At 68.6% G+C, this 26,788-nt stretch carries 22 protein-coding genes and 1 riboswitch; of the genes, 12 read left to right on the plus strand and 10 right to left on the minus strand.

The features are described 5' to 3' along the window. From secA2 to gcvP, 11 genes are all read left to right on the plus strand, one after another. On the plus strand, window positions 1-2,325 hold the full coding sequence (gene secA2 / locus A5709_RS01815; RefSeq protein ID WP_067950368.1) for an accessory Sec system translocase SecA2: 2,325 nt from the start codon (window positions 1-3) through the stop codon (window positions 2,323-2,325). Window positions 2,326-2,422: 97 nt separating this feature from the next. Next, window positions 2,423-3,049, plus strand: a complete 627-nt coding sequence (locus A5709_RS01820) for a CDP-alcohol phosphatidyltransferase family protein (protein WP_067950370.1) — start codon at window positions 2,423-2,425, stop codon at window positions 3,047-3,049. Further along, entirely contained in the window at window positions 3,042-3,968 is a 927-nt protein-coding gene (locus A5709_RS01825; RefSeq protein ID WP_068117569.1) for a DUF881 domain-containing protein, read from the plus strand. Before A5709_RS01820 ends, A5709_RS01825 begins: the two co-directional genes overlap by 8 nt. A gap of 55 nt (window positions 3,969-4,023) precedes the next feature. Next, window positions 4,024-4,356 carry a small basic family protein gene (locus tag A5709_RS01830; protein WP_068117573.1) on the plus strand — a complete coding sequence of 111 codons (333 nt, stop codon included), beginning with the start codon at window positions 4,024-4,026 and terminating at the stop codon, window positions 4,354-4,356. A gap of 66 nt (window positions 4,357-4,422) precedes the next feature. Next, window positions 4,423-5,262, plus strand: coding sequence for a DUF881 domain-containing protein (locus A5709_RS01835; RefSeq protein WP_067950496.1), 840 nt, complete (start codon window positions 4,423-4,425; stop codon window positions 5,260-5,262). A gap of 28 nt (window positions 5,263-5,290) precedes the next feature. Continuing rightward, window positions 5,291-5,689: a glycine cleavage system protein GcvH gene (gene gcvH, locus A5709_RS01840; protein ID WP_067950375.1), complete on the plus strand. Its 399-nt coding sequence runs from the start codon at window positions 5,291-5,293 to the stop codon at window positions 5,687-5,689. 259 nt (window positions 5,690-5,948) lie between these two features. Continuing rightward, window positions 5,949-6,410: a glycogen accumulation regulator GarA gene (gene garA, locus A5709_RS01845; RefSeq protein ID WP_276038948.1), complete on the plus strand. Its 462-nt coding sequence runs from the start codon at window positions 5,949-5,951 to the stop codon at window positions 6,408-6,410. Further along, window positions 6,410-7,171: a MerR family transcriptional regulator gene (locus tag A5709_RS01850; RefSeq protein ID WP_067950377.1), complete on the plus strand. Its 762-nt coding sequence runs from the start codon at window positions 6,410-6,412 to the stop codon at window positions 7,169-7,171. Before garA ends, A5709_RS01850 begins: the two co-directional genes overlap by 1 nt. A 105-nt stretch (window positions 7,172-7,276) precedes the next feature. Further along, window positions 7,277-7,771: a bifunctional nuclease family protein gene (locus A5709_RS01855; RefSeq protein ID WP_046184273.1), complete on the plus strand. Its 495-nt coding sequence runs from the start codon at window positions 7,277-7,279 to the stop codon at window positions 7,769-7,771. Window positions 7,772-8,044: 273 nt separating this feature from the next. After that, the gene (locus A5709_RS01860; protein WP_067210125.1) at window positions 8,045-8,650 is read left to right on the plus strand and encodes a MerR family transcriptional regulator; all 606 of its coding nucleotides are present in this window, start codon (window positions 8,045-8,047) and stop codon (window positions 8,648-8,650) included. Window positions 8,651-8,686: 36 nt separating this feature from the next. Then, a riboswitch (glycine riboswitch) is annotated at window positions 8,687-8,784 on the plus strand. Between the two features lie 170 nt (window positions 8,785-8,954). Beyond that, entirely contained in the window at window positions 8,955-11,792 is a 2,838-nt protein-coding gene (gene gcvP, locus A5709_RS01865) for an aminomethyl-transferring glycine dehydrogenase (protein ID WP_068117576.1), read from the plus strand. Window positions 11,793-11,809: 17 nt separating this feature from the next. Here gcvP and A5709_RS01870 read toward each other — a convergent pair whose 3' ends face one another. The 6 genes from A5709_RS01870 to A5709_RS01895 form a co-directional block, all read right to left on the minus strand. Next, window positions 11,810-12,670 carry a haloalkane dehalogenase gene (locus A5709_RS01870; protein ID WP_068012215.1) on the minus strand — a complete coding sequence of 287 codons (861 nt, stop codon included), beginning with the start codon at window positions 12,668-12,670 and terminating at the stop codon, window positions 11,810-11,812. A 75-nt stretch (window positions 12,671-12,745) separates the two neighbouring features. Beyond that, complete coding sequence (gene kasB / locus A5709_RS01875; protein WP_067950383.1) at window positions 12,746-13,999, minus strand: 3-oxoacyl-ACP synthase KasB; 1,254 nt, start codon at window positions 13,997-13,999, stop codon at window positions 12,746-12,748. A gap of 226 nt (window positions 14,000-14,225) precedes the next feature. Next, window positions 14,226-16,253, minus strand: coding sequence for a substrate-binding domain-containing protein (locus tag A5709_RS01880; protein WP_067950385.1), 2,028 nt, complete (start codon window positions 16,251-16,253; stop codon window positions 14,226-14,228). Between the two features lie 108 nt (window positions 16,254-16,361). After that, window positions 16,362-18,557: a malate synthase G gene (locus A5709_RS01885; protein WP_068012217.1), complete on the minus strand. Its 2,196-nt coding sequence runs from the start codon at window positions 18,555-18,557 to the stop codon at window positions 16,362-16,364. Between the two features lie 280 nt (window positions 18,558-18,837). After that, a complete protein-coding gene (locus A5709_RS01890; RefSeq protein WP_067950389.1) occupies window positions 18,838-19,878 on the minus strand; it encodes a hemolysin family protein in 1,041 nt (346 codons plus the stop codon). After that, window positions 19,875-21,239: a hemolysin family protein gene (locus A5709_RS01895; RefSeq protein ID WP_068117579.1), complete on the minus strand. Its 1,365-nt coding sequence runs from the start codon at window positions 21,237-21,239 to the stop codon at window positions 19,875-19,877. Before A5709_RS01895 ends, A5709_RS01890 begins: the two co-directional genes overlap by 4 nt. Window positions 21,240-21,535: 296 nt before the next feature. Between A5709_RS01895 and A5709_RS01900 the strand changes: the two genes are divergently transcribed. Continuing rightward, window positions 21,536-22,162, plus strand: a complete 627-nt coding sequence (locus tag A5709_RS01900; RefSeq protein ID WP_067950393.1) for a GNAT family N-acetyltransferase — start codon at window positions 21,536-21,538, stop codon at window positions 22,160-22,162. Between the two features lie 24 nt (window positions 22,163-22,186). Here the strand turns inward: A5709_RS01900 and A5709_RS01905 are convergent, their stop codons facing one another. The 4 genes from A5709_RS01905 to A5709_RS01920 all read right to left on the minus strand — a co-directional run bounded on the left by A5709_RS01905 (window position 22,187) and on the right by A5709_RS01920 (window position 26,620). Beyond that, the gene (locus A5709_RS01905; RefSeq protein ID WP_067950395.1) at window positions 22,187-23,623 is read right to left on the minus strand and encodes a GuaB1 family IMP dehydrogenase-related protein; all 1,437 of its coding nucleotides are present in this window, start codon (window positions 23,621-23,623) and stop codon (window positions 22,187-22,189) included. A 42-nt stretch (window positions 23,624-23,665) separates the two neighbouring features. Next, entirely contained in the window at window positions 23,666-25,135 is a 1,470-nt protein-coding gene (gene gndA, locus A5709_RS01910; RefSeq protein WP_067950398.1) for an NADP-dependent phosphogluconate dehydrogenase, read from the minus strand. 100 nt (window positions 25,136-25,235) lie between these two features. Beyond that, entirely contained in the window at window positions 25,236-26,186 is a 951-nt protein-coding gene (locus tag A5709_RS01915; RefSeq protein ID WP_067950400.1) for a M56 family metallopeptidase, read from the minus strand. A gap of 14 nt (window positions 26,187-26,200) precedes the next feature. Continuing rightward, window positions 26,201-26,620, minus strand: coding sequence for a BlaI/MecI/CopY family transcriptional regulator (locus A5709_RS01920; protein ID WP_067950401.1), 420 nt, complete (start codon window positions 26,618-26,620; stop codon window positions 26,201-26,203). Window positions 26,621-26,788 lie beyond the last annotated feature (168 nt).

Raw genomic sequence — 26,788 nt, forward strand, 5'->3', positions numbered from 1 at the left:
GTGCCAAAGACGACCCGCGCGCAACCCGGCGGCCTGAGCAGCCGATTTTGGCGACTGCTCGGCGCCAGCACGGAAAAGAACCGCAACCGCTCCCTTTCCCAGGTCACCGACTCCTCCGAGTACGACGAGGAGGCCGCCGGCCTCACCGACGAGCAGCTCCGCAAGGCCGCCGGTCTGCTGAAACTGGACGATCTCGCGGAGTCCGAGGACATCCCGCAGTTCCTCGCGATCGCCAGGGAGGCGGCCGAACGGGCGACCACGCTCCGCCCGTTCGACGTGCAGCTGCTCGGTGCGCTGCGCATGCTCGCCGGCGACGTCATCGAGATGGCCACGGGTGAAGGCAAAACGCTCTCCGGAGCCATCGCGGCGGCGGGTTACGCTCTGGCCGGGCGGCACGTGCACGTGGTGACCATCAACGACTACCTGGCCCGCCGTGACGCCGAGTGGATGGGCCCGCTGATCGAGGCGATGGGGCTGACGGTCGGCTGGATCACCGCCGAGTCGACCAGCGAGGAGCGCCGCGCCGCCTATGGCTGCGACGTCACCTATGCCTCGGTCAACGAGATCGGTTTCGACGTGCTGCGCGACCAACTCGTCGTCGACGTCGACGACCTGGTGTCGCCCAACCCCGACGTGGCCCTGATCGACGAGGCCGACTCGGTGCTCGTCGACGAGGCGTTGGTGCCGCTGGTGCTGGCGGGCACCACGCACCGGGAGACGCCGCGGCTGGAGATCATCAAGCTGGTCGGCCAGCTGAAGCCGGACACCGACTTCGAGACCGACTCCGACAGCCGCAACGTCCATCTGACCGACGTCGGGGCCCGCAAGGTCGAGAAGGCGCTCGGCGGCATCGACCTTTATTCCGAAGAGCACGTCGGCACGACCCTGACCGAGGTCAACGTCGCCCTGCACGCGCACGTGCTGTTGCAGCGCGACGTGCACTACATCGTCCGGGACGACGCGGTGCACCTGATCAACGCCGCCCGCGGCCGCATCGCGCAACTGCAGCGCTGGCCGGACGGCCTGCAGGCCGCCGTCGAGGCGAAGGAGGGCATCGAGACCACCGAGACCGGTGAAGTGCTCGACACGATCACGGTGCAGGCACTGATCAACCGCTACGAAACCGTGTGCGGCATGACCGGCACCGCGCTGGCCGCCGGTGAGCAGCTGCGCCAGTTCTACAAGCTCGGCGTGTCCCCAATTCCGCCGAACGAGCCCAACATTCGCGAGGACGAGTCCGACCGCGTCTACATCACCGCCGCCGCCAAGAACGACGGAATCGTCGCGCACATCGCCGAGGTGCATGAGACCGGGCAACCGGTGCTGGTCGGCACGCGGGACGTGGCCGAATCCGAGGAGCTGCACGAGCGGCTGCTGCGCCGCGGCGTACCCGCGGTGGTGCTGAACGCGAAGAACGACGCCGAGGAAGCCGAGGTCATCGCCGAGGCCGGCAAGTATGGGGCGGTCACGGTGTCGACGCAAATGGCGGGGCGCGGCACCGACATTCGGCTCGGCGGCTCCGACGAAGCCGACCATGACAGGGTCGCCGAACTCGGCGGGCTGCACGTGGTCGGCACCGGACGGCATCACACCGAGCGGCTGGACAACCAGTTGCGCGGGCGGGCCGGACGCCAGGGCGACCCCGGCTCGTCCGTGTTCTTCTCGAGTTGGGAAGACGATGTCGTGGCGGCCAACCTCGACCACAACAAGCTGCCGATGGAAACCGACGAGGACGGCCGGATCGTCAGCCCGAAGGCGGCCGGGCTGCTCGACCACGCCCAGCGCGTCGCCGAGGGCCGGATGCTCGACGTGCACGCCAATACCTGGCGCTACAACCAGCTGATCGCCCAGCAGCGCGCCATCATCGTCGATCGGCGAAACACGTTGCTGCGCACCGCAAGTGCTCGCGAGGAGCTCGCCGAGCTGGCACCCAAGCGGTACAAGGAGCTGTCGAAGGACATTCCCGAGGATCGCCTGGAGAAGATCTGCCGGCAGATCATGCTCTACCACCTCGACCGCGGCTGGGCCGATCACCTGGCGTACCTCGCCGACATCCGGGAAAGCATCCACCTGCGCGCGCTGGGCCGGCAGAACCCGCTGGACGAATTCCACCGGCTGGCCGTCGACGCGTTCGCGTCGCTGGCCGCGGATGCGATCGAAGCCGCGCAGCAGACGTTCGAGACGGCGAACGTCCTCGAGGAGGAACAGGGCCTGGATCTGTCCAAGCTGGCCCGGCCCACCTCGACGTGGACCTACATGGTCAACGACAACCCGCTGTCCGACGACACGCTGTCCACGCTGAGCCTGCCCGGCGTCTTCCGCTAGGCCGTCGACGGCGGGCGCCGGCTGTGCGTCCAGCCGCACACTGGGGACCGAGTGTGCGTCCAGCCGCGCACTCGGCGTTCGACTAAGGTCACGGCTTATGGAGCCGGCGCTTCCGCCCGACCGGGTGCTCACCGTCCCCAACGCGCTGAGCGCGATCCGCCTGGTGCTCATCGGAGTGTTCGTCTACGCCCTGTTGGTGGCGCACGCCAACGGGTGGGCGGTCGGGATCCTGATGTTCAGCGGTGCGTCCGACTGGGCCGACGGCAAGATCGCCCGGCTGCTCAACCAGTCGTCGCGGCTCGGGGTTCTGCTCGACCCGGCCGTCGACCGCCTCTACATGATCTGCGTTCCCGTCGTGATGGCGCTGAGCGGGATCGTGCCGTGGTGGTTTGTCGCCGTCCTGCTGGTGCGGGACGGGCTACTGGCGGCGACGCTGCCGCTGCTGTGGAGCCGCGGGCTGTCCGCGCTGCCGGTCACCTACATCGGGAAGGCCGGCACGTTCGCGTTGATGTCCGGTTTTCCGCTGGTGCTGCTGGGAACGTGGGACGCCCTGTGGAGCCGCGTGATCGGCGCCTGCGGCTGGGCGTTCCTGATCTGGGGCATGTACGGCTACCTGTGGGCGTTCGCGCAGTACGTGGTGCAGATGACGTTGGTCGTGCGCCGGATGCCCCGGGTCAAACACGGAGGCAGGCCCGCCCCGCCGAAGGCGGTCGAACGTGGCTGACCCGGACCGCCTGCTCGGCGGCTACGACCCCAACGCCGGGCGCAGCGCCCACGTGGCGGCGCGGCCGCAGCTGATCCCGGTGCCGTCCCTGCTGCGCGCCCTGCTCTCCGAGCACCTGGATCCCGGGTACGCCGCGGCGGCAGCCAAACGCGGCGACGCCGCCGCGCACCCGCACCGGCACGACCGCGCCTTCGGCTGGCTGTGGCAGGCGTTGGCGGCGCTGCTGATCGCCACGGTCTTCGCCGCCGCCGTCGCGCAGGCGCGATCGGTGGCCCCCGGCGTGCGCTCGGCGCAGCAGCTGCTGCTGGGCAACGTGCGTTCGACCGAGGACACCGCGGCCAAACTGGCCCAGCGGCGCACCGAACTGTCCTCCCGGCTGGACGGCGTCCAACGCCGCGCGCTGGCCGACGACGCCGAAGGGCAGCGGCTGCTGGCCCGGCTCGATGCGCTCGGCCTGGCCGCGGCCAGCACGGCGGTCATCGGCCCCGGCCTCAAGGTCACCGTGACCGACCCGGGTGCCAGCCCGAACCTTTCCGACGTCTCCAAACAGCGGCTCGGCGGCAGCAGGCAGATCATTTTGGACCGGGATCTCCAGCTGGTCGTCAACTCGTTGTGGGCCAGCGGCGCCGAGGCGATTTCGGTCGGCGGGGTCCGCATCGGGCCGAACGTGACCATCCGGCAAGCCGGCGGCGCGATCCTGGTCGACAACAACCCCACCAGCAGCCCGTACACGATCCTCGCGGTGGGGCCGCCCCGCGCGATGCGGGACGTCTTCGACCAGAGCTCCGGCCGGCAGCGTCTTAAGCTGCTCGAGGTCTCCTACGGTGTCGTCGTCACCGTGGACGCCGCCGACGGGCTGACGCTGCCCGCGGGATCGATCCGGGATATCAAGTTCGCCAAACAGATTGGGCCACAGTGAGAAAAGCCCTCGACAGACCTCTCCGGCCGGGTGAGTCGCGGACGGAGAATCGAGCATGATCGGCATCGCGGCGCTGGCGACCGGCATCGTGCTCGGGCTGGTCTTTCACCCCGCCGTGCCCGAGGTCGTCCAGCCCTACCTGCCCATCGCGGTGGTCGCGGCGCTGGACGCGGTGTTCGGCGGGTTGCGCGCCTACCTGGAACGCATCTTCGATCCGAAGGTCTTCGTTGTCTCCTTCGTGTTCAACGTTTTCGTGGCCGCACTGATCGTGTACGTCGGCGACCAGCTGGGCGTGGGCACGCAGTTGTCGACGGCGATCATCGTGGTGTTGGGAATCCGAATCTTCGGCAACGCCGCCGCCCTGCGGCGCCGGCTGTTCGGGGCATGACCGCGCCGACGACGATGCGGAGCCAGCGATGTGGAGGAGCGGCGCTATGACCGGGAGGAGGCCGGCGTGAGCCACGACCCGGGGGACCGCGCCGCCGAAAGTGGTGACGCCGCAAGCCCTACGCAGCACGGCCGCCACGAGCTTCCGGCGAAACGCCCTCGCCCGGAGATCGGGCCGGTGCGCCGAACAGGACTGTCCGGACTGGCCCGCGGCGGTCGCTCCCGGCTGGCTTTCGGGATGTTGGCGGCCCTGTTGTGTCTGCTGCTGGGCATCGCCATCGTCACGCAGGTCCGCCAAAACGAGTCGGGCGATTCGCTGGAAACCGCGCGGCCCGCGGATTTGTTGGTGTTGCTGGATTCGTTGCGGCAGCGCGACGCCACCCTCAACGCCGAAGTGAACGAACTGCAGAACACCCTGAATTCGCTGCAGGCGTCCGGCAATAACGACCAGGCCGCCATCCAGGCCGCGCAGGCGAAGCTGGCCGCGCTGTCCATCCTGGCCGGCGCCGTCGGCGCCACCGGGCCGGGTGTCACCGTCACGATCGACGATCCCGGGCCGGGGGTTTCGCCGGAGGTGATCCTCGACGTGATCAACGAGCTGCGTGCGGCCGGGGCCGAGGCGATCGAAATCAACGACGCGCACCAGTCCGTCCGCGTCGGTGTGGATACCTGGGTAGTGGGTATGCCCGGCTCGCTGACGGTCGACACCAAGACGCTGTCGCCCCCGTATTCGATTCTGGCGATTGGCGATCCGCCCACCCTGGCCGCCGCGATGAACATTCCGGGCGGCGCCGAGGACAGCATCAAGCGCGTCGGTGCGCGGATGTCCGTCCGGCAGGCCGACCGAGTGGACGTGACCACCTTGCGACAACCAAAACCACACCAATACGCTCAGCCCGTCAAGTGAGCATTCTCCCAACAGAACAGGACGACTTGTGAGCGATATCCCGCCCGACCTGCACTACACCGCCGAACACGAGTGGGTTCGCCGAAGCGGTGAGGACACCGTGCGGGTCGGCATCACCGACTTTGCCCAGTCAGCCCTGGGCGATGTCGTCTTTGTTCAGCTGCCCGAGGTGGGCACCGAACTGACCGCGGGTGAATCGTTCGGCGAGGTCGAGTCGACGAAATCGGTCTCGGATCTGTACGCCCCGGTGTCGGGCACGGTGTCCGCGGTCAATGCCGAGCTGGAAGGCAGCCCGCAGCTGGTCAACTCCGAGCCCTACGCGGGCGGGTGGCTGCTCGACGTGCAGGTGTCGGATGTCGCCGCGTTGGAGTCGGCCATTTCGTCGCTGCTCGACGCCGAGGCCTACCGCGGAACGTTGACCGAATGACGATTGCTAATGTGCCTGCCAGCCCCGCGGCGACGCGAGCGGTGCGGCGGCCGGCGGGGGAAAGGCGGGCAATCGGTCTTTCGATCGTCGGGTGGGGGGCACATTGCAGACCTATGCGCGGTACCGTCGACACATCGACACTTGAACGCACGAGCCTTAGTAATCGGCAGTACCGGGCGAAAAGACCCAGCGAGCAGCCGGCCGAGCGGCCCGGTCAGACAACGCCACAGCGGCCAGTGAGGAGCAGCGCGTGACGGATATGGACAACGACCAGACCTCTGACGAAGTCACGGTGGAGACGACTTCCGTCTTTCGTGCCGACTTCCTCAACGAACTGGACGCTCCCGCGCAGGCGGGCACCGAGAGCGCGGTCTCCGGGGTGGAAGGCCTCCCGGCAGGCTCCGCGCTGCTGGTCGTCAAACGGGGGCCTAACGCGGGATCGCGCTTCTTGCTCGACCAGCCCATCACCTCCGCCGGTCGGCATCCCGACAGCGACATCTTTCTCGACGACGTCACCGTGAGTCGCCGCCACGCCGAATTCAGGTTGGAAAACAACGAATTCAACGTCGTCGATGTCGGTAGCCTGAATGGCACGTACGTCAACCGGGAGCCCGTCGACTCGGCGGTGCTCGCCAACGGCGACGAGGTGCAGATCGGCAAGTTCCGCTTGGTGTTTTTGACCGGGCCCAAGCAGGGTGAGGACGGAGGATCCGGAGGCTAGTGAGCGCACCCGATAGCCCGGCACTGGCCGGGATGTCGATTGGGGCGGTCCTGGAACTGTTGAGGCCGGACTTTCCCGATGTCACGATCTCCAAGATTCGCTTCCTGGAGGCCGAAGGACTGGTGACGCCGCAGCGCGCCGCGTCGGGCTATCGGAGATTTACCGCATACGACTGCGCCCGGTTGAGGTTCATCCTGACCGCGCAGCGCGATCACTACCTACCGCTCAAGGTCATCCGGTCGCAGTTGGACGCCCAACCCGATGGCGAACTGCCGCCCTTCGGCTCGTCCTACGCCGGGCCACGTCTGGTGTCGGTGGCAGGCGTCGGGGAGGTCGCTGCCGAGCCGGGCTCCGGGGCCGGGCCCGACGCGGCCGCGGTGGCGCCGTCGAGCATCCGGCTGAGTCGTGAAGATCTGTTACAGCGCTCCGGGGTGGCCGACGACCTGTTGACGGCGCTGCTCAAGGCCGGCGTAATCACCACCGGCCCGGGCGGCTTCTTCGACGAACATGCCGTGGTCATCCTGCAATGCGCGCGGGCGTTGTCGGAATACGGTGTGGAGCCGCGGCATCTGCGTGCTTTCCGCTCGGCGGCCGACCGGCAATCCGACCTGATCGCCCAAATCGCCGGGCCGCTAGTCAAAGCCGACAAGGCCGGCGCTCGTGACCGCGCCGACGACCTGGCGCGTGAGGTGGCGGCCCTCGCCATCACGTTGCACACGTCGTTGATCAAATCCGCCGTTCGCGACGTTCTGCATCGCTGAGGACTAGACTTCGTCGATAGCTTGGTTTTCAGCGGCATAGCGACAATCCGGCGTCGTCGTTGCGCCAAGAACCGACACGGCAGCATATGCGGAGGGCAGACACAAATGGGTGAAGTTCGTGTTGTCGGCATTCGCGTTGAGCAGCCGCAGAACCAGCCGGTCCTGTTACTGCGCGAGACCGACGGCGACCGGTACCTGCCGATCTGGATCGGTCAGTCGGAGGCTGCCGCCATCGCACTCGAGCAGCAAGGCGTCGAGCCGCCCCGCCCCCTGACACACGATCTGATCAGGGATGTCATTGCCGCGCTTGGTCATTCGCTGAAAGAGGTGCGGATCGTCGATCTGCAAGAGGGCACCTTCTACGCCGATCTGGTCTTCGACCGCAACATCACCGTGTCGGCCCGGCCGTCGGATTCGGTGGCGATCGCGCTGCGCGTCGGGGTTCCGATCTATGTCGAGGAGGCCGTGCTGGCCCAGGCCGGCCTGCTCATCCCCGACGAGACCGACGAAGAGGGTGGCACCGCCGTGCGCGAGGACGAGGTGGAGAAGTTCAAGGAGTTTCTCGACAGCGTGTCCCCGGACGATTTCAAGGCCACGTAGACGCCTCTAGAGGCCGTTCGAACGGCCCGCCCGGCGGGTACTACCCTGTACACCGACATCACGGGCGGATCTCAACTAGCGCCGGGATGTCGACACGCCTGGCGGATAGCGCCCTCACTTAGCCCGCCGGCAGCCATACTTTGATCACGACTTAAGGGCGCGGTAGCTACCGAACAGCGTAAGCTCTCTAGCACTCGGGTCTGAGCAAACGTGGCTGCGATGCAGCCAGTGACGCAGCTGGAAACGAAAGCGCGATCGGCGAGAGGAAGCACCGTGAGCGAGCAGCCACGCCAAGAACAGCTGGACCTAGCTGACCACCCGACCGCCGCACCGGAAGCGCCCGTGCAGCCCGGACTGTTCCCCGACGACTCCGTGCCGGACGAGCTGGTCGGGTACCGCGGCCCCAGCGCCTGCCAGATCGCGGGAATCACTTACCGCCAGCTGGACTACTGGGCGCGCACGTCGCTGGTGGTGCCGTCGATCCGCAGCGCGGCGGGCTCCGGCAGCCAGCGGCTCTACTCGTTCAAGGACATCCTGGTTCTCAAGATCGTCAAGCGGCTGCTCGACACCGGGATCTCACTGCACAACATCCGGGTCGCCGTCGATCATCTGCGCCAGCGCGGCGTGCAGGACCTGGCCAACATCACGTTGTTCTCCGACGGCACCACGGTCTACGAATGCACCTCGGCCGAAGAGGTCGTCGACCTGCTGCAGGGCGGGCAGGGCGTATTCGGGATCGCCGTGTCCGGCGCGATGCGCGAGCTGACCGGAGTGATCGCCGACTTCCCCGGCGAGCGGGCCGATGGGGGCGAGTCGATCGCCGCCCCGGAAGACGAGCTGGCGTCCCGGCGCAAGACCCGCGACCGCAAGATCGGTTAGGCGCGCCAGCCCGACCGGGTAAACTGGGATCCGCATCGCACTCGTGCGGGAGAGTTCCGTGACGGCCAGCCACGGACGCCGAAGGAGCAACACCTCTCCGCTAACCTCTCAGGCACCCGGACCGCCGGAGTTAACGATGCCTCTGGAAAGCGGTGCCGACCCCTAGCGGTCGACACCCGCCGATGGGGAAAGGCGCTCAGACATCAGCGGGCGCCGAATCTCTCAGGCGCCCGGCGCACGGGTGAAGACAGAGGGAGAGGACCGCTAGTCCTCTCCCTTGTCGCTGCCACCAGGAGTTACGCCAGTGCCCGAGCAAGCAACCTTCGCCGCCCGCCACATCGGCCCGGACGCCCAGGCCGTCGCGGCCATGCTGGCCGTCATCGGGGTCGACTCACTCGACGAACTGGCCGCCAAGGCCGTTCCGGCGGGGATCCTCGACAAGCCCACCGCCGGCGGCGCGGCACCCGGCCTGGACGAATTGCCCCCGGCCGTCACCGAGGCCGAGGCGCTGGCGGAGCTGCGGGCGCTCGCCGAGGCCAACACCGTGGCCGTCTCGATGATCGGGCAGGGCTATTACGACACGCTTACCCCGCCGGTGCTGCTGCGCAACGTGCTGGAGAACCCGGCCTGGTACACCGCCTACACGCCGTACCAGCCCGAGATCAGCCAGGGCCGACTGGAGGCGCTGCTGAATTTCCAGACGATGGTTGCCGACCTGACCGGGCTGGAAGTCGCCAACGCCTCGATGCTCGATGAGGGCACCGCGGCGGCCGAGGCCATGACGCTCATGCACCGCGCGACCCGCGGCACGTCGAACCGCCTCGCCGTCGACGCCGACGTCTTCGCCCAGACCACTGCAGTATTGGCGACGCGGGCCCAGCCGTTGGGCATCGAGATCGTCACCGCCGACCTGCGCGAGGGTCTGCCCGATGGCGACTTCTTCGGGGTCATCACCCAGCTGCCCGGCGCCAGCGGCCGGGTCACCGACTGGGCGGCCCTGGTGGAGCAGACCCATGAACGTGGCGCGCTGGTCGCCGTCGGTGCCGACCTGCTGGCGTGCACACTGATCACCCCACCCGGGGACATCGGTGCCGACGTCGCGTTCGGAACCACCCAACGATTCGGTGTGCCAATGGGATTCGGCGGTCCGCACGCCGGATATCTGTCGGTGCACTCCAAGCACGCCCGCCAGCTGCCGGGCCGGCTGGTCGGCGTGTCGTTGGACGCCGACGGCTCCCCGGCCTACCGGCTGGCGCTGCAGACGCGCGAGCAGCACATCCGCCGGGACAAGGCGACCAGCAACATCTGCACGGCGCAGGTGCTGCTGGCGGTGATGGCCGCGATGTACGCCAGCTACCACGGGGCCGACGGGCTGGTTCAGATCGCCCGCCGCGTGCACGCGCACGCCGAGGCCATTGCCGCCGCCCTGGGCTCGGCGGCCAACACAGCGCTGGTGCACGACGCGTTCTTCGACACCGTGCTGGCACGGGTTCCGGGACGCGCCGACGAGGTGGTGGCCGCGGCCAAGGCGAACGGCGTCAACGTGTGGCGCGTCGATGCCGACCACGTGTCGGTCGCCTGCGACGAGGCCACCATGGACGCGCACGTGGCGGCGGTGCTGGACGCGTTCGGCGTGCCGGCTGCCGAACCCGTAGCCGTCGATATCGCGACCCGCACCTCGGAGTTCCTCACCCATCCCGCGTTCACGCAGTACCGCACCGAAACGGCGATGATGCGCTACCTGCGCGCCCTGGCGGACAAAGATATCGCTTTGGACCGCAGCATGATTCCGCTCGGCTCGTGCACGATGAAGCTCAACGCCGCCGCCGAGATGGAACCGATCACCTGGCCGGAATTCGCGCGTCAGCATCCGTTCGCCCCCGCGTCGGACACCCCCGGCCTACGCCGGCTCATCGCTGACCTGGAGAGCTGGCTGGTACAGATCACCGGGTACGACGCCGTCTCGCTGCAGCCCAACGCCGGCTCGCAGGGCGAGTACGCCGGGCTGCTGGCCATCCACGACTACCACGCCAGCCGGGGCGAACCGCACCGCAACATCTGCCTGATCCCGTCCAGCGCACACGGCACCAACGCGGCGTCGGCGGCGTTGGCCGGTATGCGGGTGGTGGTGGTGGCCTGCCACGACAACGGGGACGTCGACCTTGACGACCTGCGCGCCAAGGTCACCGAGCACGGCGATGCGTTGTCGACGCTGATGATCACCTATCCGTCCACCCACGGCGTCTACGAACACGACATCGCCGAGATCTGCGCGGCCGTGCATGACGCCGGCGGCCAGGTGTACGTCGACGGCGCCAACCTCAACGCGCTCGTCGGCCTGGCCCGGCCGGGGAAGTTCGGCGGCGACGTCAGCCACCTGAACCTGCACAAGACCTTCTGCATCCCGCACGGGGGCGGGGGACCGGGGGTGGGACCCGTGGCGGTGCGTTCGCACCTGGCCCCGTTCCTGCCCGGGCACCCACACGCCCCCGAGTTGCCCGAAGGTCATCCGGTGTCGTCGGCGCCCTACGGGTCCGCCTCGATCCTGCCGATCAGCTGGGCCTACATCAGGATGATGGGCGCAGACGGCCTGCGGGCGGCGTCGCTGACCGCGATCGCGTCGGCCAACTACATCGCCCGGCGGCTCGACGAGTACTTCCCGGTGCTCTACACCGGCGCGAACGGCATGGTCGCCCACGAGTGCATCCTGGATCTGCGCCCGATCACCAAGTCGACCGGAGTCACCGTCGACGATGTCGCAAAACGCTTGGCCGACTACGGCTTTCACGCACCAACCATGAGCTTCCCGGTGGCCGGCACGCTGATGGTGGAGCCCACGGAGAGCGAGAGCCTGACCGAGGTCGACGCCTTCTGTGAAGCCATGATCGCCATCCGCGGGGAGATCGACCGGGTGGGCGCGGGGGAGTGGCCCGTCGACGACAATCCGCTGCGGGGCGCGCCGCACACCGCCGAATGCCTGCTGGTCGCCGACTGGCAGCACCCGTACACCCGGGAAGAGGCCGCCTATCCGCTCGGGAAGAACTTCCGGCCCAAGGTGTGGCCGCCGGTGCGGCGCATCGACGGCGCCTACGGCGACCGCCACCTGGTCTGCTCGTGCCCGCCGGTGGAGGCGTTCGCTTAAGTCGCGGGAGGCGCGGTTCAGCCGAAGCGCTCGATGATCGCCGCCGCGATCTGATCCGGTGCATCCTCCTGGATGAAGTGCTTGGCATTGGGCAGTTCGACGACGACGTGGTCGGGAAAGGCGGCGCGCATGCGCGGGAGGCCGGGGCCGGGCCGGAACGCGAAGTCCTTCATGCCCCAAACGAACAGCGCGGGTTTGGCGCCCAGCTTGGCCGGCACTTCCCGGGCCAGCCGTGCCAGCAGCGGGGCCGCGGCCAGGATCTGCCTGGGCATCTCGGCGACGCCCTTGCGGGCGTCGGGGCTGGGCTGCACCGCCCGGTAGTGCTGCATCACCGCATCGCTCGGGCGGTGCTCTGTCCCGGCGGGGACGAGACGTTCGACGAAGAAATTGCGGTGCAGGATCGCGTATTGCATTGGCGGACTTGACATCACCCGGCTGAACATCTTCGTCGTGAATTCGTCCGTCGGCCAGAACCAGGTGTTGCCCAGGATGACGCCGCGCACCCGCTCGGCGCGCTCCACCGCGACCGCCATGCTGATGGGCCCACCCCAGTCCTGGCCCATCGTCAGAAAGTTGTCGAGGCCGAGGTGGTCGACGAACTCGCCGACCACCCGGGCGTGTTCCTCGATGGTGTATCCGAACCGCGCGGGCCGGTCCGACAACCCGAACCCGAGGTAATCCGGTGCGATGCAACGGAACCTGTCGCGCAGCGCGATGACGATGTTGCGATAGAGGAAGCTCCAGGTCGGGTTGCCGTGGCACAGCAGGATCGGGGGCCCTGCCCCCTCGTCGATGTAGTGCATCCGCCCCTGCGAGCTGTCGAACCAGCGCGACTGGAACGGGTAGAGCCGGGGATCGGGGGTGAAATCGATGCTCATGGCGCTCCTTCGGTAGCGCTCACGATGCTAGGCCCGGAGTGTGACAGCGCCGAACCGCTGGGGCGCGGTTCGCCGCTAGTACCGGCCGAAGGTCAGGGCGACGTTGTGCCCGCCGAACCCGAACGAGTTGTTGATGGCGTACCGGTAGTTGCCCCGCCGCGGATTACCCGACACCACGTCCAGATCGATCTGCGGGTCCAGGTTTTCCAGGTTCAACGTCGGTGGAATGATCTGATCGCGCAACGCCAGCACGGTCAGGATCGACTCAACCGCACCGACCGCCCCGACCGAGTGGCCCAGGGCGGATTTGGGCGCGTACACCGCCGGCTTGTTGCTGCCCAGCGCGTTGTTGATGGCCTTGCCCTCGGCCAGGTCGCCGATCTGTGTTCCGGTGGCATGGGCGTTGACGTGGTCGATGTCCTCGGGCGTGAGACCGGCGAGTTGGATGGCCCGCGTCATCGCCTGGCCTGCGCGACTCCCCGTCGGGTCCGGCGCCACCATGTGGAAGCCGTCGGACGTCACGGCGGCCCCCATCAGCCGGGCCAGGATCCGAGCCCCGCGCGCCTTGGCGTGCTCCTCGGTCTCGAGCACCATCAGCGCTCCGGCCTCGCCGAAGACGAAACCGTCGCGGTCCTTGTCGAACGGGCGGCACGCGCCGGCCGGATTCTCGTTGTTGGTCGACATCACGATTCGCATGTTCGCGAAGGCGGCGATGGGCACTGCCTCGATGCGGGTCTCGACGCCACCGCAGATCGCGACGTCGGCCTCGCCGAACACCATCGCCTGCCACGCGCGGGCGATGGCTTCCGAACCCGACGCGCACGCCGACACCGGTGTCATCACGCCGGCCCTGGCGTGCCGTTCCAGGCCCACCGCCTGGGCGGCGGCGTCGGGCATGTACTTGCTGACGGCCAGCGGCGAGACCGCTTTCACGCCGCGGGCGCGCAGGGTGTCCCGGGTGAAGACCAGCTCCTCGCCGGAGCCGAATCCGGTCCCGATGGACACCAGCAGGCGGTTGGGGTCGACCTCGGGTGAGCCGGCGTGGTCCCACGCCCGCCGGTTGACGATGGCGGACAGCCGCGCCAGGTAGCCCGTCCGGCGCAGCTCCGCCGGGTTCAGCTCGCTGTCGAATTCCTCCAATAGGTGCCCGCCGATGCGAACCGGTAGGTCGAATTCCTCCACGAACGGGTCATCGAGCTCCCGAATCCCACTCTGGCAGTCCAGTAGCAACTTCCAGGTCGTCTCCGCGTCGGTGGCCAGCGCGGTGGTCATGGCCACACCGGTGACGACAACGTTCGGAAGTGCCTGTCCAGTAATCAGATTCGTCATGCTGCGTGGATCATCCTTTCCCAGCGCCCACCCCGGCCGTCCTCACTCCCGGACGGGCCGTGTCACCAGCCCTCCGGAATGGAGGAGGAAGGCGCTCGACTCGGAACCTTCGCACCGCTCCCCGTGGCGTTGCCCGTGGCATCAACCTTGATCGAGCCTAGCGGCAAGTTGCCGTCCCGAGCGTGAAGACCCCGCCGCGACGTTCGGATTCCGCCGTAACCGGGCGTCAGCTCAAGAACGCGTTGAGGGCCGCGGCGAGGTCCGGGGACGCCGACGTGGCGAGGTTCTGGTAGCCACCACCGCTGAGCTGGGCGACCGCTTCCCACGTCGCGCGGTCCGGGTCGCCGCCGAAGTCGATGACGTTCACCGCGATGGGCTTGGCCGGGTCCGCGCTCTTGCGGATGAAATCCTGCAACCCGGGGCCGTCCAGGCTCTGGTCGGTGTGGGGACCCGCCGTGATGACCAATATCGAGTTGGTCTGGCCGGGGTGGTAATTGGTCTGCAGCTCTTGGTAGATCATGCGCAGCGTGGTGAACGACACGGCACCGCCGGGCGACGAGTACTGCTTGTCCAACGCCGCGGTCAGCGCCGCCGAACGCGGCTGGCCGTTCACGGGGTCGCCCAGCGGCCCACCGGGCACCTCGGAACGTCCCTCGTGGCCATCGAACGTCCACAGCCCGACCACGGAGGTGGGTGGCAGCGCTTTGATCTTGTCCTGCAGGGCGGCGATCACGTTCGCCAGGCGGGACTTGCCGCCCTCCTGCCCGGGCATCGACTGGTCGAGCATGATGGTCGCGGCGAGCCCGCTCGACGGGCTGGCCATCGCCTCGGCCAACGTCGCGCGCATCGCGTCGTCACCCACCGACACCGTCGCCGGCAGCGCTGGGAACGTGGTGACCGGGCTGCTCGGCGGCTTCACTCCGTTGACCCGGAAGCCGGCCTTGGCCAGCTTGGCGAGTTGGTCGGGCTTGTGCATGAAGCGGGCGAACTCGCTGGCCGCCGAGGTCTGGTCCTTCGTCAGCCACGAGCCGCTGAGCAGCACCGTGGGGTAGTCGGCGACCGGCGCCGGCCCCTGCGGTAGCCAGGAGGCCAACGCGCCCTTGGCGTCGGGTAAGGACTGGCCGCGCTGGAACAGCTGCTGCTCGGTGGTGATCACCGCATGCACCGGGGCGGTTGCCGCATCAGGGGGTCCGAGCAGCGCGTCCATCGCCTCGGTCAGCGAGTTGTTTGCCAGTTTGGGTTGCGCGCTCAGCAAGGTGCGCACCGCTCCGGTGCCCTGGGTCGCCGGCGCGCCGGGAGGTGTCGACGCGGCCGCCACCGCTTCCCCGGCCAAGAACGCCGCGTCGCCGTTGCCGTTCATCGGCAGGGCAAGCCGCAGCGACCCCCACGCCGGCAGGTTCACGCCGGCCAAGCCGTTCGGGTTGGTCTGCAGCCCGGGCAGCGCCCCCCAGTTCTGGTTGCCGAGCGCCCGCTGGAGTTCCGGCCGGACGGCGAGCACCACGGGTGACGTCACCAGCGACCGGCTGTCGGTGATCGTCTTCTGCGCGGTGGCGCCGGCCAGCCGCGCGGCGGAGATCGAGCTGCCGGGGATCCACAATGCCGGCTGGCCGCCCAGCTCGGCGGGCCATTTGCCGATGAACCCGTTCAGCACCGCGTCCGAGCCGGCCGGCTTGACGCTGACCTCCACGCAGTGGTCGCCGATGGGGCCGGCCGAGGAGTTGTAGCTCTCCGCGAACTGCTGCACCGAGTCGGCGATCGACGGGTCGGCGACGACGGCGACCGTTTCCTTGCCGCCCACGCAGCGGCCGGCGGCCTGGTGCGAGCGGTTGGACAACGCATCACCGAAGAAGCTCCACAGGATGACGCTGCCCACTACCACGACGACGGCGACGAGGGCCACGATGACGCCGATGCTGACTCCGCGGTGGCCGCCCTCGCTCCGATGTCCGCCCCGCCAATCGCCGAGGCCGCGGTGGCCGCGGCCGAACAGCGACGGCGACGAGGCCGGCGGCTCCGCGCTCCGCGGCCCCGGTTGGCGCGGCGGGAACTCCGGGTAGTCGTCGGCGGTCCCGGCCTCGAACGCGTCGTCGGCGGCGTAGCGGTCTTCCTCGGCGTCGAAGTCCTCGTCGACCGGGTAGTCGCCCTCGTCGGCGTAGTCCTCGGTGACGGCATCCCCGTGCCGGTCGTCGGTGTCGCCGCCTTCGTATGGCTCGTCGACGGAGTCCTCAGGGTCGGGCAAACTGTGCCTACCCATAGTGGTGCCCGTCGCCTTTCCGTCGATCCATCCGACTTGTTGTGAACCCGCCGCTGATCTTAGTCGTCAGCGGCACCGATGCTTCGCCAGCCCGATTAAGGCACGAGCTCAATTTGATTGCGCCGCGCGGGCCTTAACTTCGCGCCGGCGGCGATGCAGGATCGGCTCGGTGTAGCCGTTGGGCTGCTGCGTCCCGGTCAGGATCAGATCCTGGGCGGCCAGGAACGCGATGCTGTCATCGAAGTTGGGCGCCATCGGCAGGTACGCCGCGTCCTTGGCGTTCTGCGCGTCCACCAGCGGCGCCATCCGTTCCAGGCTGGCCCGCACGTCCTCCTCGGTGATCACCCCGTGGCGCAGCCAGTTGGCCAGCAGCTGGCTGGAGATCCGCAGCGTCGCACGGTCTTCCATGAGCGCCACGTCGTGAATGTCGGGCACCTTCGAGCAGCCGACGCCCTGGGCGACCCAGCGCACCACATAGCCGAGGATGGACTGGCAGTTGTTGTCGACCTCCTCGCGGATCTCCTCGGGGGCCCAGGCCAGTTCCTTGGCCAGCGGGATGGTCAACAACTCGTCGATGTTGGTGCGCTTCTGGCCCGCCAGCTCCTCCTGAACGGCGCCCACGTCGACGTAGTGGTAGTGCATCGCGTGCAGGGTGGCCGCCGTAGGGGAGGGCACCCACGCGGTGGTCGCGCCCGCCTTGGGCTGGCCGATCTTCTGCTCGACCATGTCGGCCATCAACTCGGTCATGGCCCACATGCCCTTGCCGATCTGCGCCTTGCCCTTGAAGCCGGCGGCCAGACCGATGTCGACGTTGGCGTCCTCGTAGGCCTTGATCCACGTGGTGTTCTTCATCGCGCCCTTGCGGATCATCGGCCCGGCTTCCATCGACGTGTGGATCTCGTCGCCCGTGCGGTCCAGGAAGCCGGTGTTGATGAACACCACCCGGTCGGCGGCGGCCTTGATGCACGCCTTGAGGTTGACGGTGGTGCGCCGTTCCTCGTCCATGATGCCGACCTTGAGCGTGGCCTGCGGCAGCCCCAGGACGTCCTCGACGCGGCTGAACAGCTCGCAGGTGAACGCGACCTCGTCGGGGCCGTGCATCTTGGGCTTGACGATGTAGATCGACCCGGTGCGGCTGTTGGTCAGCGGGCCGTTGGCGTCCCCGGTCTTCAGCCCGTGGATCGCCGTCAGGCCGGTGAACAGCGCGTCCATGATGCCCTCGAACACCTCGTTACCCTCGGCGTCCACGATGGCGTCATTGGTCATCAGGTGGCCGACGTTGCGGACGAACAACAGGCTGCGGCCCGGCAGCGTCAGCTCGCCCTGGCCGTCGGGCGTGGTGTAGGTGCGGTCCTGGTTCAGCACGCGGGTGAAGGTCTTGCCGCCCTTGTCGACGTCTTCGGACAGGTCGCCCTTGTTCAGCCCGAGCCAGTTGCGGTAACCGAGCACCTTGTCGTCGGCGTCGACGGCGGCCACCGAGTCCTCGAAGTCCATGATCGTGGTGACGGCCGATTCCAGGACCACGTCCTTGATGCCGGCGCGGTCGGTCTTGCCGACCGGCGATTCGGGGTCGACGAGGATCTCGATGTGCAGGCCGTGGTTCACCAGGAGCACCGACCAGTCGGGGGAGCCGAGCTCGCCGGTGTAGCCGGCGAACTTCTCGGGGCTGGCCAGGCCGACGGAACCGTCGGCGGTCGCGACCTTCAGCTGGCCGTCCTCTACGGACAGGCCCGTCGCGTCGGCCCAGGACCCGGATTCCAGCGGCACCGCCTGGTCGAGGAAGTTGCGCGCATACGCGATGACCTTGTCGCCGCGAATCTTGTTGTAGCTGGTGCCCTTTTCGGCACCGTCGCTCTCCGGGATGACGTCGGTGCCGTACAGGGCGTCGTACAGCGAGCCCCAGCGCGCGTTCGCGGCGTTCAGCGCGAACCGGGCGTTGAGCACCGGCACCACCAGCTGCGGGCCCGCGGTCGTGGTGATCTCGTCATCGACGCCCGAGGTCGTGATCGTGAAATCCTCGGGTTCGGGCAGCAGGTAACCGATTTCGGTGATGAACTGGCGGTACGCCTCGACGTCGAACGGCTCGATCACGCGCTGGCGGTGCCACTTGTCGATCTGGGCCTGCAGCTCGTCGCGGCGGTTCAACAGATCCCGGTTCTTCGGGGTGAGGTCGGTGACGACTTTGTCGACGCCGGCCCAGAAGCTGTCCGGGTCGATGTCGGTGCCGGGCAGGGCCTCGTTGTTCACGAAGTCGTAGAGCACTCGGGCGACGCGCAGGTTCCCCGCCGACACGCGATCAGTCATGTTTCTCCTCCATAATGAAGCCTCACCAAGCCGCCATCGGCTCGGAGTGGCAATGTCTTCAGCGTACCGAGCAGCAGCCTGGTGAGCGTATCCGCCCAAACCTGCCACACCAGGTCAGGCCGCGCTGACAGCTCTAACCATGCCGCTGCGGCGAGCCCGGGGATTGAATTCCAGCAACGCATCAGTGCGCCTGGCATCCTGCGCCCTCCAGCACTTTCTTGACTGGTAGCCGTTGAAAATCATACGGGCTCGCTACAGCCGTACTTCGCGACCATTACCCCTATGCGTCGCGCATCGTGCCGACGAGGTCCTCAACCAGGTCTTCCATGGCCACCATCGCGACCACCTCACCGCCAGCCCCGGTCACCAGCGCGAGATGGCTGTTGCTGCGGCGCATCCGCGACAACGCGTCGGCCAGCGGCAGCGACTTGGGCAGCCGCGGCAGGGGCCGCACCATCGCCAGGTCGATCACCGTCCGTGGATCGTCGCCGAGGGTGAGCATGTCCTTGATGTGCAGGTAGCCGATGAAATCGCCGTTGACGTTGGCGACCGGAAACCGCGAGTAACCGGTCTGGGCCAGGGCCTCTTCGACGGCGCCCACCGTCGGGCCGGTGCCCGCCGCGGCCACCCGCACCGCGTGGACATCGGCGAGCGGGACGGCCACGTCGCCGACCACGCGGGTGCCGATTTGCAGGGCCCGGGTCAGCCTGGTGTGCTCCTCGCGGTCCAGCAGCCCTTCGGAGCGCGATTCGGCGATCATCTCGCTCAATTCGACCGGGGAGACGGTGAATTCGAGCTCTTCCTTGGGTTCCACGCCCAGCGCGCGCACCACGACGTTGGCGCACTTGTTGTAGAACACGATGAACGGCCGTGCGGCTCGCACATAGGCCAGGTACGCGGGCACCAGCAGCATCGCGGTGCGCTCGGGACCGGCCAGCGCGATGTTCTTCGGCACCATCTCGCCCAGCAGCACATGCAGCGTCACCACGATCGCCAGCGCGATCGCGAACGACAGCGTGTGCAGCAGCGTGGGGTGAATGCCGGTCAGGCCCAGCGCCGTGCGCAGCAGGTCGGCGACCGCCGACTCGCCGATCCGCCCGAGCAGCAGCGAGGCGGCCGTGACCCCGAGCTGCGCCCCGGCCAGCATGGCCGGCAACTGCTCTCCGGCCCGCATCACCGTGACCGCCCGGGCCTTGCCCTGTTCGGCCAGCGCTTCGAGGCGGTCGCGCCGGGCCGAGATCAACGAGAATTCCGCCCCGACGAAGAAGGCGTTGACGCCGATCAGCAGGATCGCCAGGAACACGCCCCAGGTGTTGCTCATCGGGGACCTCCGGCCGCCGGGCTGTCGCCGTGCAGCTCGATCAACTCGAGCAGGTCGATCCGGCGCCCCTCCATCCGGATGACGGTCGCCTGCCAGCGCAGCGACGTGTCCAACAACCCGTCGGCGTCCAGCGCCGGCAATTGGACCGTTTCGCCGGCCACCGGGATGTGGCCGAATTCACGCAGCGCCAGCCCGCCGATGGTCTCGTAGGGTCCCTCGGGCGCGCGGAAGCCGGTCGCGGCGGCCACCTCGTCGATGCGCAGCAGACCCGAGACGCGCCAACCTGTTCCGGCCGCCACCACGTCCGGGGTGGCGTCGTCGTGTTCGTCGCGGACGTCGCCGACGATCTCTTCGATCAGGTCCTCGACCGTGACCATGCCAGCGGTGCCGCCGTATTCGTCGACGACCATCGCGGTCTGCAGGCTGTTGGCGCGGATCTCGCTCATGACGGCGTCGCCGTCCAGCGTCGACGGCACCACGGGCACGGGCTGTGCCACCGTGATCAGGGGCGTGTCCGCTCGCTCGGCCGCGGGGAGGGCCAGCACCTGTTTGACGTGGACGATGCCGACGGTTTCATCGAGGTCGCCGTCGACGATCGGGAAGCGCGAGAATCCCGACTCCGCCGCCGCGGCCACCAGGTCGGCGACCGTGTCGTCGGTCTGCAGCGCCACGATCTTCGACCTGGGCGTCATCAGTTCCTCGGCGGTCCGGGCGCCGAATTGCAGGGACCGCCGCACCAGCGCCGCGGTGGCCGCATCCAGGGAGCCGCTGCGCGCCGACGAACGCACCAGCGACAGCAGCTCCTGCGGCGACCGCGCCGACCGCAGCTCCTCGGCCGGCTCGATGCCCAGCTGGCGCACGATCCAGTTCGCCGCGCCGTTGGTGAGCCGGATCGCCGGGGTGAACAACAGCGAGAACAGCAGCTGGACACCCACCACGGCCCGCGCGGTGGACAGCGGCCGGGCGACGGCCAGGTATTTCGGCACCAGCTCACCGAACACCATCGATACCGATGTGACGATGACCAGCGCCAGGAACGCCATGATCGCGTCGGCGACCCGGTCGGATATCCCGATCGCGTCAAACCACGGGTGCGGCAGGTCGGCCAGCATGGGATCGGTCAGATAGCCGGCCGCCAACGTGGTGGCGGAGATGCCCAGTTGCGCGCCGGATAGCTGGAACGACAGTTTGTGGTGCGCGCGCCGGATCGCCCGGTCGCGGCGTCCGCCGCCGCGGGCGTTGGCCTCCACGGCGCTGCGGTCCAGCGTGGTGAGCGAGAACTCGGCGGCGACGAAGATCGCGTTGCCGAAGATGAGCACCGCGATGGCCAAGACGCTGATCACGGCGACGGTGACGTTCATGGATCACGCCGCCCGTTGGCCGATTGCCCGGTGGGACTCGCCGGGGAAGGCTCCGCATCGGGTGGGTCGCCCGACGGCTGCCGCAGCCGAAATCCCATGGCCTGCACGGGTGCCTGCGGCACGTCGATCCCTTCGCTGCCTGTAGCCGGTGCGGACGCGGTCGCCTCCGTCTTTGCTGACTCATGGTAGCCGGATCCGCCCCGCGTACGATCGACCACCGTTTTCGCCGGCACCCCTCCACAACTCGCCCACCCGACTATGGGTTGCCTAACCTTACTCGGTAGGCTGTGCCCACTATGGCGTCCGAAGCCCCTCCCGAAACCCAATCAGCGCAAGTACTTCCGCGCGAGCGCTTCGACATCGCCGACGAGCTCGCGCGGATCGGCCCGCCGCCGCTCCCGGCCCTGGAACCGCCGTTCGCGCTGCGGGTCGCTCGACGCGGGGACGCGGGCATGGTGTCGGAGTGGATGAACCGCCCGCACCTGGCGGCGGCCTGGGAATACGACTGGCCGACGCCGCGGTGGGAGCGGCATCTGGGCGCACAGCTCGACGGAACGTATTCGCTGCCGCTACTCGGAAGTATCCGGGGAAATGATTGCGCCTACCTCGAATTATATTGGAGCGCAAAGGATTTGATCTCGTATTACTACGAGGCCGAGCCTCATGACCTGGGGCTGCACGCGGCCATCGCCGACCCGGCACTGGTGAACCGGGGGCTGGGCCCGATGCTGTTGCCGCGCATCGTGGCCAGCGCCTTCGCCATGGAGCCCCGTTGCCGGCGCATCATGTTCGACCCCGATCACCGCAACACCGCGGCGCGCCGGCTGTGCGAGAACGCCGGCTGCACGTTCCTCGGGGAGCACGACGCCAGAAACCGGCGGATGTCGCTTTACGCGCTGCAACGCCCGGCCACCGACGCATAGCCTCGCCATTCCGGGCGGAACGGGTCACCAGCCCAACGGCAGCGGATGGCCTTCGGCGAAGCCCGCGGTCGACTGCACCCCGACGACGGCGCGCTCGTGCAGCTCCGTCAGGTTGGCGGCGCCGACGTACGTGCACGTGCTGCGCACGCCCGACGTGATGTGGTCGAGCAAGTCCTCGACGCCGCCGCGGTCGGGGTCAAGCCCCATCCGCGACGTCGAAATGCCTTCCTCGAAAAGCGCTTTGCGCGCGCGCTCGAACGCGGTGTCGGCCGCGCTGCGGGCGACCACCGCCCGCTTGGACGCCATGCCGTAGCTCTCCTTGTAGGGCTGGTCCTCACGGTCGCGCATCAGGTCCCCGGGCGATTCATAGGTGCCGGCGAACCACGATCCGATCATCACGTTGGACGCCCCGGCCACCAGCGCCAGCGCCACGTCCCGCGGATGCCGGACGCCGCCGTCGGCCCAGACGTGCCCGCCCAATTGCCTTGCCGCCGAAGCACATTCGACCACGGCCGAGAATTGCGGGCGACCCACGGCGGTCATCATCCGAGTGGTGCACATCGCCCCCGGCCCGACGCCGACCTTGACGATGTCCGCCCCGGCGCCGAGCAGGTCGCGGGTGCCTTCGGCGGAGACGACGTTGCCCGCCACCAGCGGGACGCCCAGTTCGAGCGAGGACACCGTGCGGATCGCGTCGAGCGTCTTTACCTGATGCCCGTGTGCGGTATCGATGACGAGCACATCGACGCCCGCCTCGGCCAGAGAGCGCGCCCTGGCCCCCACATCGCCGTTGATGCCGACGGCCGCGCCGACGCGCAGCCGCCCGCGCGCGTCGACCGCCGGGGCGTACAGGCCGGTCCGGATGGCGCCGGTGCGCGTCAGCACGCCGGCCAGCGTGCCGTCCGCGTTCGTCACCACCGCGACCCCGATCGGGGCGTGCTCGAGCAGGTCGAAGATCTTGCGCGGCTCGGTGCCGACCGGGGCGGTGACGAAGTCGGTGATCGCGACGTCACGCACCCTGGTGAACCGGTCGACGCCGAGGCAGCACGATTCGCTGACCAGGCCCATCGGGCGGCCCTCGAAGACGACGACGGCGACCCCGTGCGCACGCTTGTGGATCAGCGCGGTCGCATCCGACACCGAATCGTCGGGTGCCAGGACCACGGGGGTGTCGAGCACGAGGTCACGGCTCTTGACGAAATCCAGCGTCTGTTGGACGGCGGTGATCGGGAGATCCTGCGGCAGGATGACCAGGCCGCCACGGCGCGCGACCGTCTCGGCCATCCTGCGCCCGGCCACCGCGGTCATGTTGGCCACCACGACGGGGATCGTGGTGCCCGAGCCGTCGTTGGTGGACAGGTCGACGTCGAAGCGGGACTCGACCTCCGACCGGCCCGGCATGACGAAGACGTCGTTGTAGGTCAGGTCGTAGCCGGGCCCATGCCCGTCCAGGAATCTCATCGTCGTCGCCGTGCCCCCTCGTGTCCTCCAGTAGTACCCCGCCTAGGCGGGCACTTCGCTGCGGTCGCCGCTCCAGAGCGTGTGGAACCGCTTGTCCGGGTCGTCGTCGATCCGGCCGTAGGTGTGGGCGCCGAAGAAGTCCCGCAAGCCCTGGGTCAGCGCCGCGGGCAGCCGCTCGGTGCGCAGGGCGTCGTAGTAGGACAGCGCGGAGGAGAAACCGGGGATCGGGATGCCCAGCTGCGTGGCGGTCACCACGACGCGACGCCAGCCGTCGATCGCGGCCTCGATCGCGCTGCGGAAGTAGGGCGCGACGATCAGCGTCGGCAGGTCGGGATCTTCGTCGAACGCGTCTTTGATGCGGTTGAGGAACTTCGCCCGGATGATGCAGCCGCCGCGCCAGATGGTGGCCAGGTCGCCCGGCGTGATGTCCCAGTCATATTCGGCGCTGCCGGCCTGAATTTGGTTGAAGCCCTGCGCATAAGCGATGATCTTCGACGCGTACAGGGCCTGACGGACATCCTCGACGAATTGCTGCGCATCTCCCGGCTCGGCTCCCAGCTCGCCCGAGGCCAGCCCGGTGGTGGCCTTGCGTTGCGTCACCGAACCCGACAGCGCGCGGGCGAACACCGCCTCGGCGATGCCGGTCACCGGCACGCCGAGATCCAGAGCCGACTTCACCGTCCAGCGGCCGGTGCCCTTCTGCTCGGCCTCGTCCAGGATGACGTCGACGAGCGGCTTGCCCGTCTTGGCGTCCTTCTGCCGCAACACCTCCGCGGTGATCTCGATGAGGAAGCTGTCCAGGTCGCCCTTGTTCCATTCGGCGAACACGTCCGCGATCTCGGGCGCGGTCTTGCCCAGGCCGTCGCGCAGCAACTGGTAGGCCTCGCCGATCAGCTGCATGTCGGAGTACTCGATGCCGTTGTGCACCATCTTGACGAAGTGCCCGGCGCCGTCCGGGCCGATGTGGGTGCAGCACGGGACGCCGTCGACGTGCGCGGAGATCTCCTCGAGCAGCGGACCGAGCGACTTGTACGACTCGGCGGGGCCACCGGGCATGATCGACGGGCCGTTGAGCGCGCCCTCCTCTCCGCCGGAGATGCCGGCGCCGACGAAGTGCAGGCCCCGGTCGCGCATCGCCTTCTCGCGGCGAATGGTGTCGGTGTAGAGGGCGTTGCCGCCGTCGATGATGATGTCGCCCTCTTCCATGGCGTCGGCGAGCTCGTTGATGACGGCGTCGGTTGGGTCACCGGCCTTGACCATGATTAGCACCCGCCGCGGCTTCTCCAGGGCGTCCAGAAACTCCGCGATGGTCTCCGACCGCACGAACTTGCCCTCGTCACCGTGCTCTTTGAGCAGCGCGTCGGTCTTGGCGACCGACCGGTTGTGCAGCGCCACGGTGTAGCCGTGCCGGGCGAAATTGCGAGCGATGTTCGAACCCATCACCGCCAGGCCGGTAACGCCGATTTGCGCGGTCGCGGTCTTGGAACCGGTCGGGGTATCCGACGAACCCATGTCTTCGCCTCTCGAGTCGGAGAACCTTGCCCAAAAGCTTTCCGTCACACTGTGGCACAGCGGACATGCGCCCGCCCGGGGTGATGGCTCCCGCGTCGCCTCAGAGGTTGAACAGGCGCCGCAATTCCGTGAGCCACGGGACCGCCAACGCGACGGTGGGCACCACGAACACGGCCACCGCCGCGAGGTAGGCGGCCGCCGACAGCGCCAGGCTGTTGCCGTCCCCGCACAGCCGGCGCACGCGGACCACCGTGCTGGTGCCGCCCGCGGCCAATGCGCCCGACGGCGCCCGCCCGGACGCGCAGGCAACCAGGGCGCGCGCCAGGGGAGCGCGGCCGGCCGCGCGCACGGCGGCGTCGTCGGCGAGCAGCTCGACGAGCAGTTGAACCGCGCCGAGAGCGTTCGCGCTGCGCACCAGCCGCGGGAACGCGGCGTGCACCGCGGTGAAGGCCTCGAGAACCAGGTCGTGCCGGGCTCGCAGGTGGGCCCGCTCGTGGGTGAGGATCGCCGCGACTTCCGCATCGGCGAGCGTGCTCAGCGCCCCCTCGCTGACCACTACCCGACTGCGCACGCCGGGCAAGCAATAGGCAAGCGGCTGCGCAACATCCAAGACGCGAAGGTCGCGCGTGTGCGCACAGGGCTGGGGAAGCGCGGCGTCGTGGCCGACTCCGACCAGATCGACCACCATGCGGTGATGGGCCCGCCGTCGCCGGTTGGCGATGGCCACCCGGATCACGGCGACCATCAGTCGCGCGCCGACCAGCACCGTCAGCGCGAAAACGCCGATGTATGCCGCCCACAGCGGCCAGCCGAGCCGGCCGGCGTCGCCGACGATGCTGGCGGTGGGCCGGCCGTCGGGACCTGGCATGAGCAGCCGAGTGGCGATCGCGATCCCGGCGCTGAACGCGGAGAGGACCGCTGCCAGCGCGATGGCCTGCCACAACACCATTGCCGCCCGGGGAGCGCGCAGCGGCCAGCTCGCGCGTGCCAGCAAGGCCGGTACCGGACCGACCAGCAGCACCGCGAGGATGGTGAAGGCCAGCGCGGACACGCTGTCAGTCTCCCTCAGTCCTCCGTCAACGCGCCAGCGGATGACGCGTCATTGCGTTGATTGGCTTCCAGCTCGGCGAGCGCTCGCCGCAGCGCGTCCGCCTCGTCGGCGCCCACCCGCTCGACGAAGTGCACCAGAGCGGCCTGCCGACCTCCGGAATCCTCGGCCTGGGCCAGCGCGTCGACCATGAGCCCCGCGACGAGCTCGTCGCGGCCGTGCACGGGTGCGTATCGGTGCGCGCGGTCGTCGCGGATCTGGGAAACCAGGTTCTTCTTCGCCAGCCGTTGCAGCACGGTCATGATCGTCGTGTAGGCAAGATCGCGTCGCGCGGACAACGCATCGTGGACCTGGCGGACCGTTTGCGGTTCCGGCGTGGACCACAAGTGGTCCATCACCGCGCGTTCCAGATCTCCGAGCCGGGTCAGTTTCGCCATAGTGCGTTCTCTCCTGAGCGTCGAGGCACATCTTACTCCGGATTACTACCGACGGTCGTACCGAAGCTTCCGGGGGCGCCCCGGAATTGATGCTTGCGAAATTAGGGCAGCCTTGCCTATGCTAACCCCGTCGAGCGAACGACGACCGCGGCGAGTCCTGAGGGCTGC

This window comes from Mycobacterium sp. E1386, assembly GCF_001672745.1.
Classification (GTDB): domain Bacteria; phylum Actinomycetota; class Actinomycetes; order Mycobacteriales; family Mycobacteriaceae; genus Mycobacterium.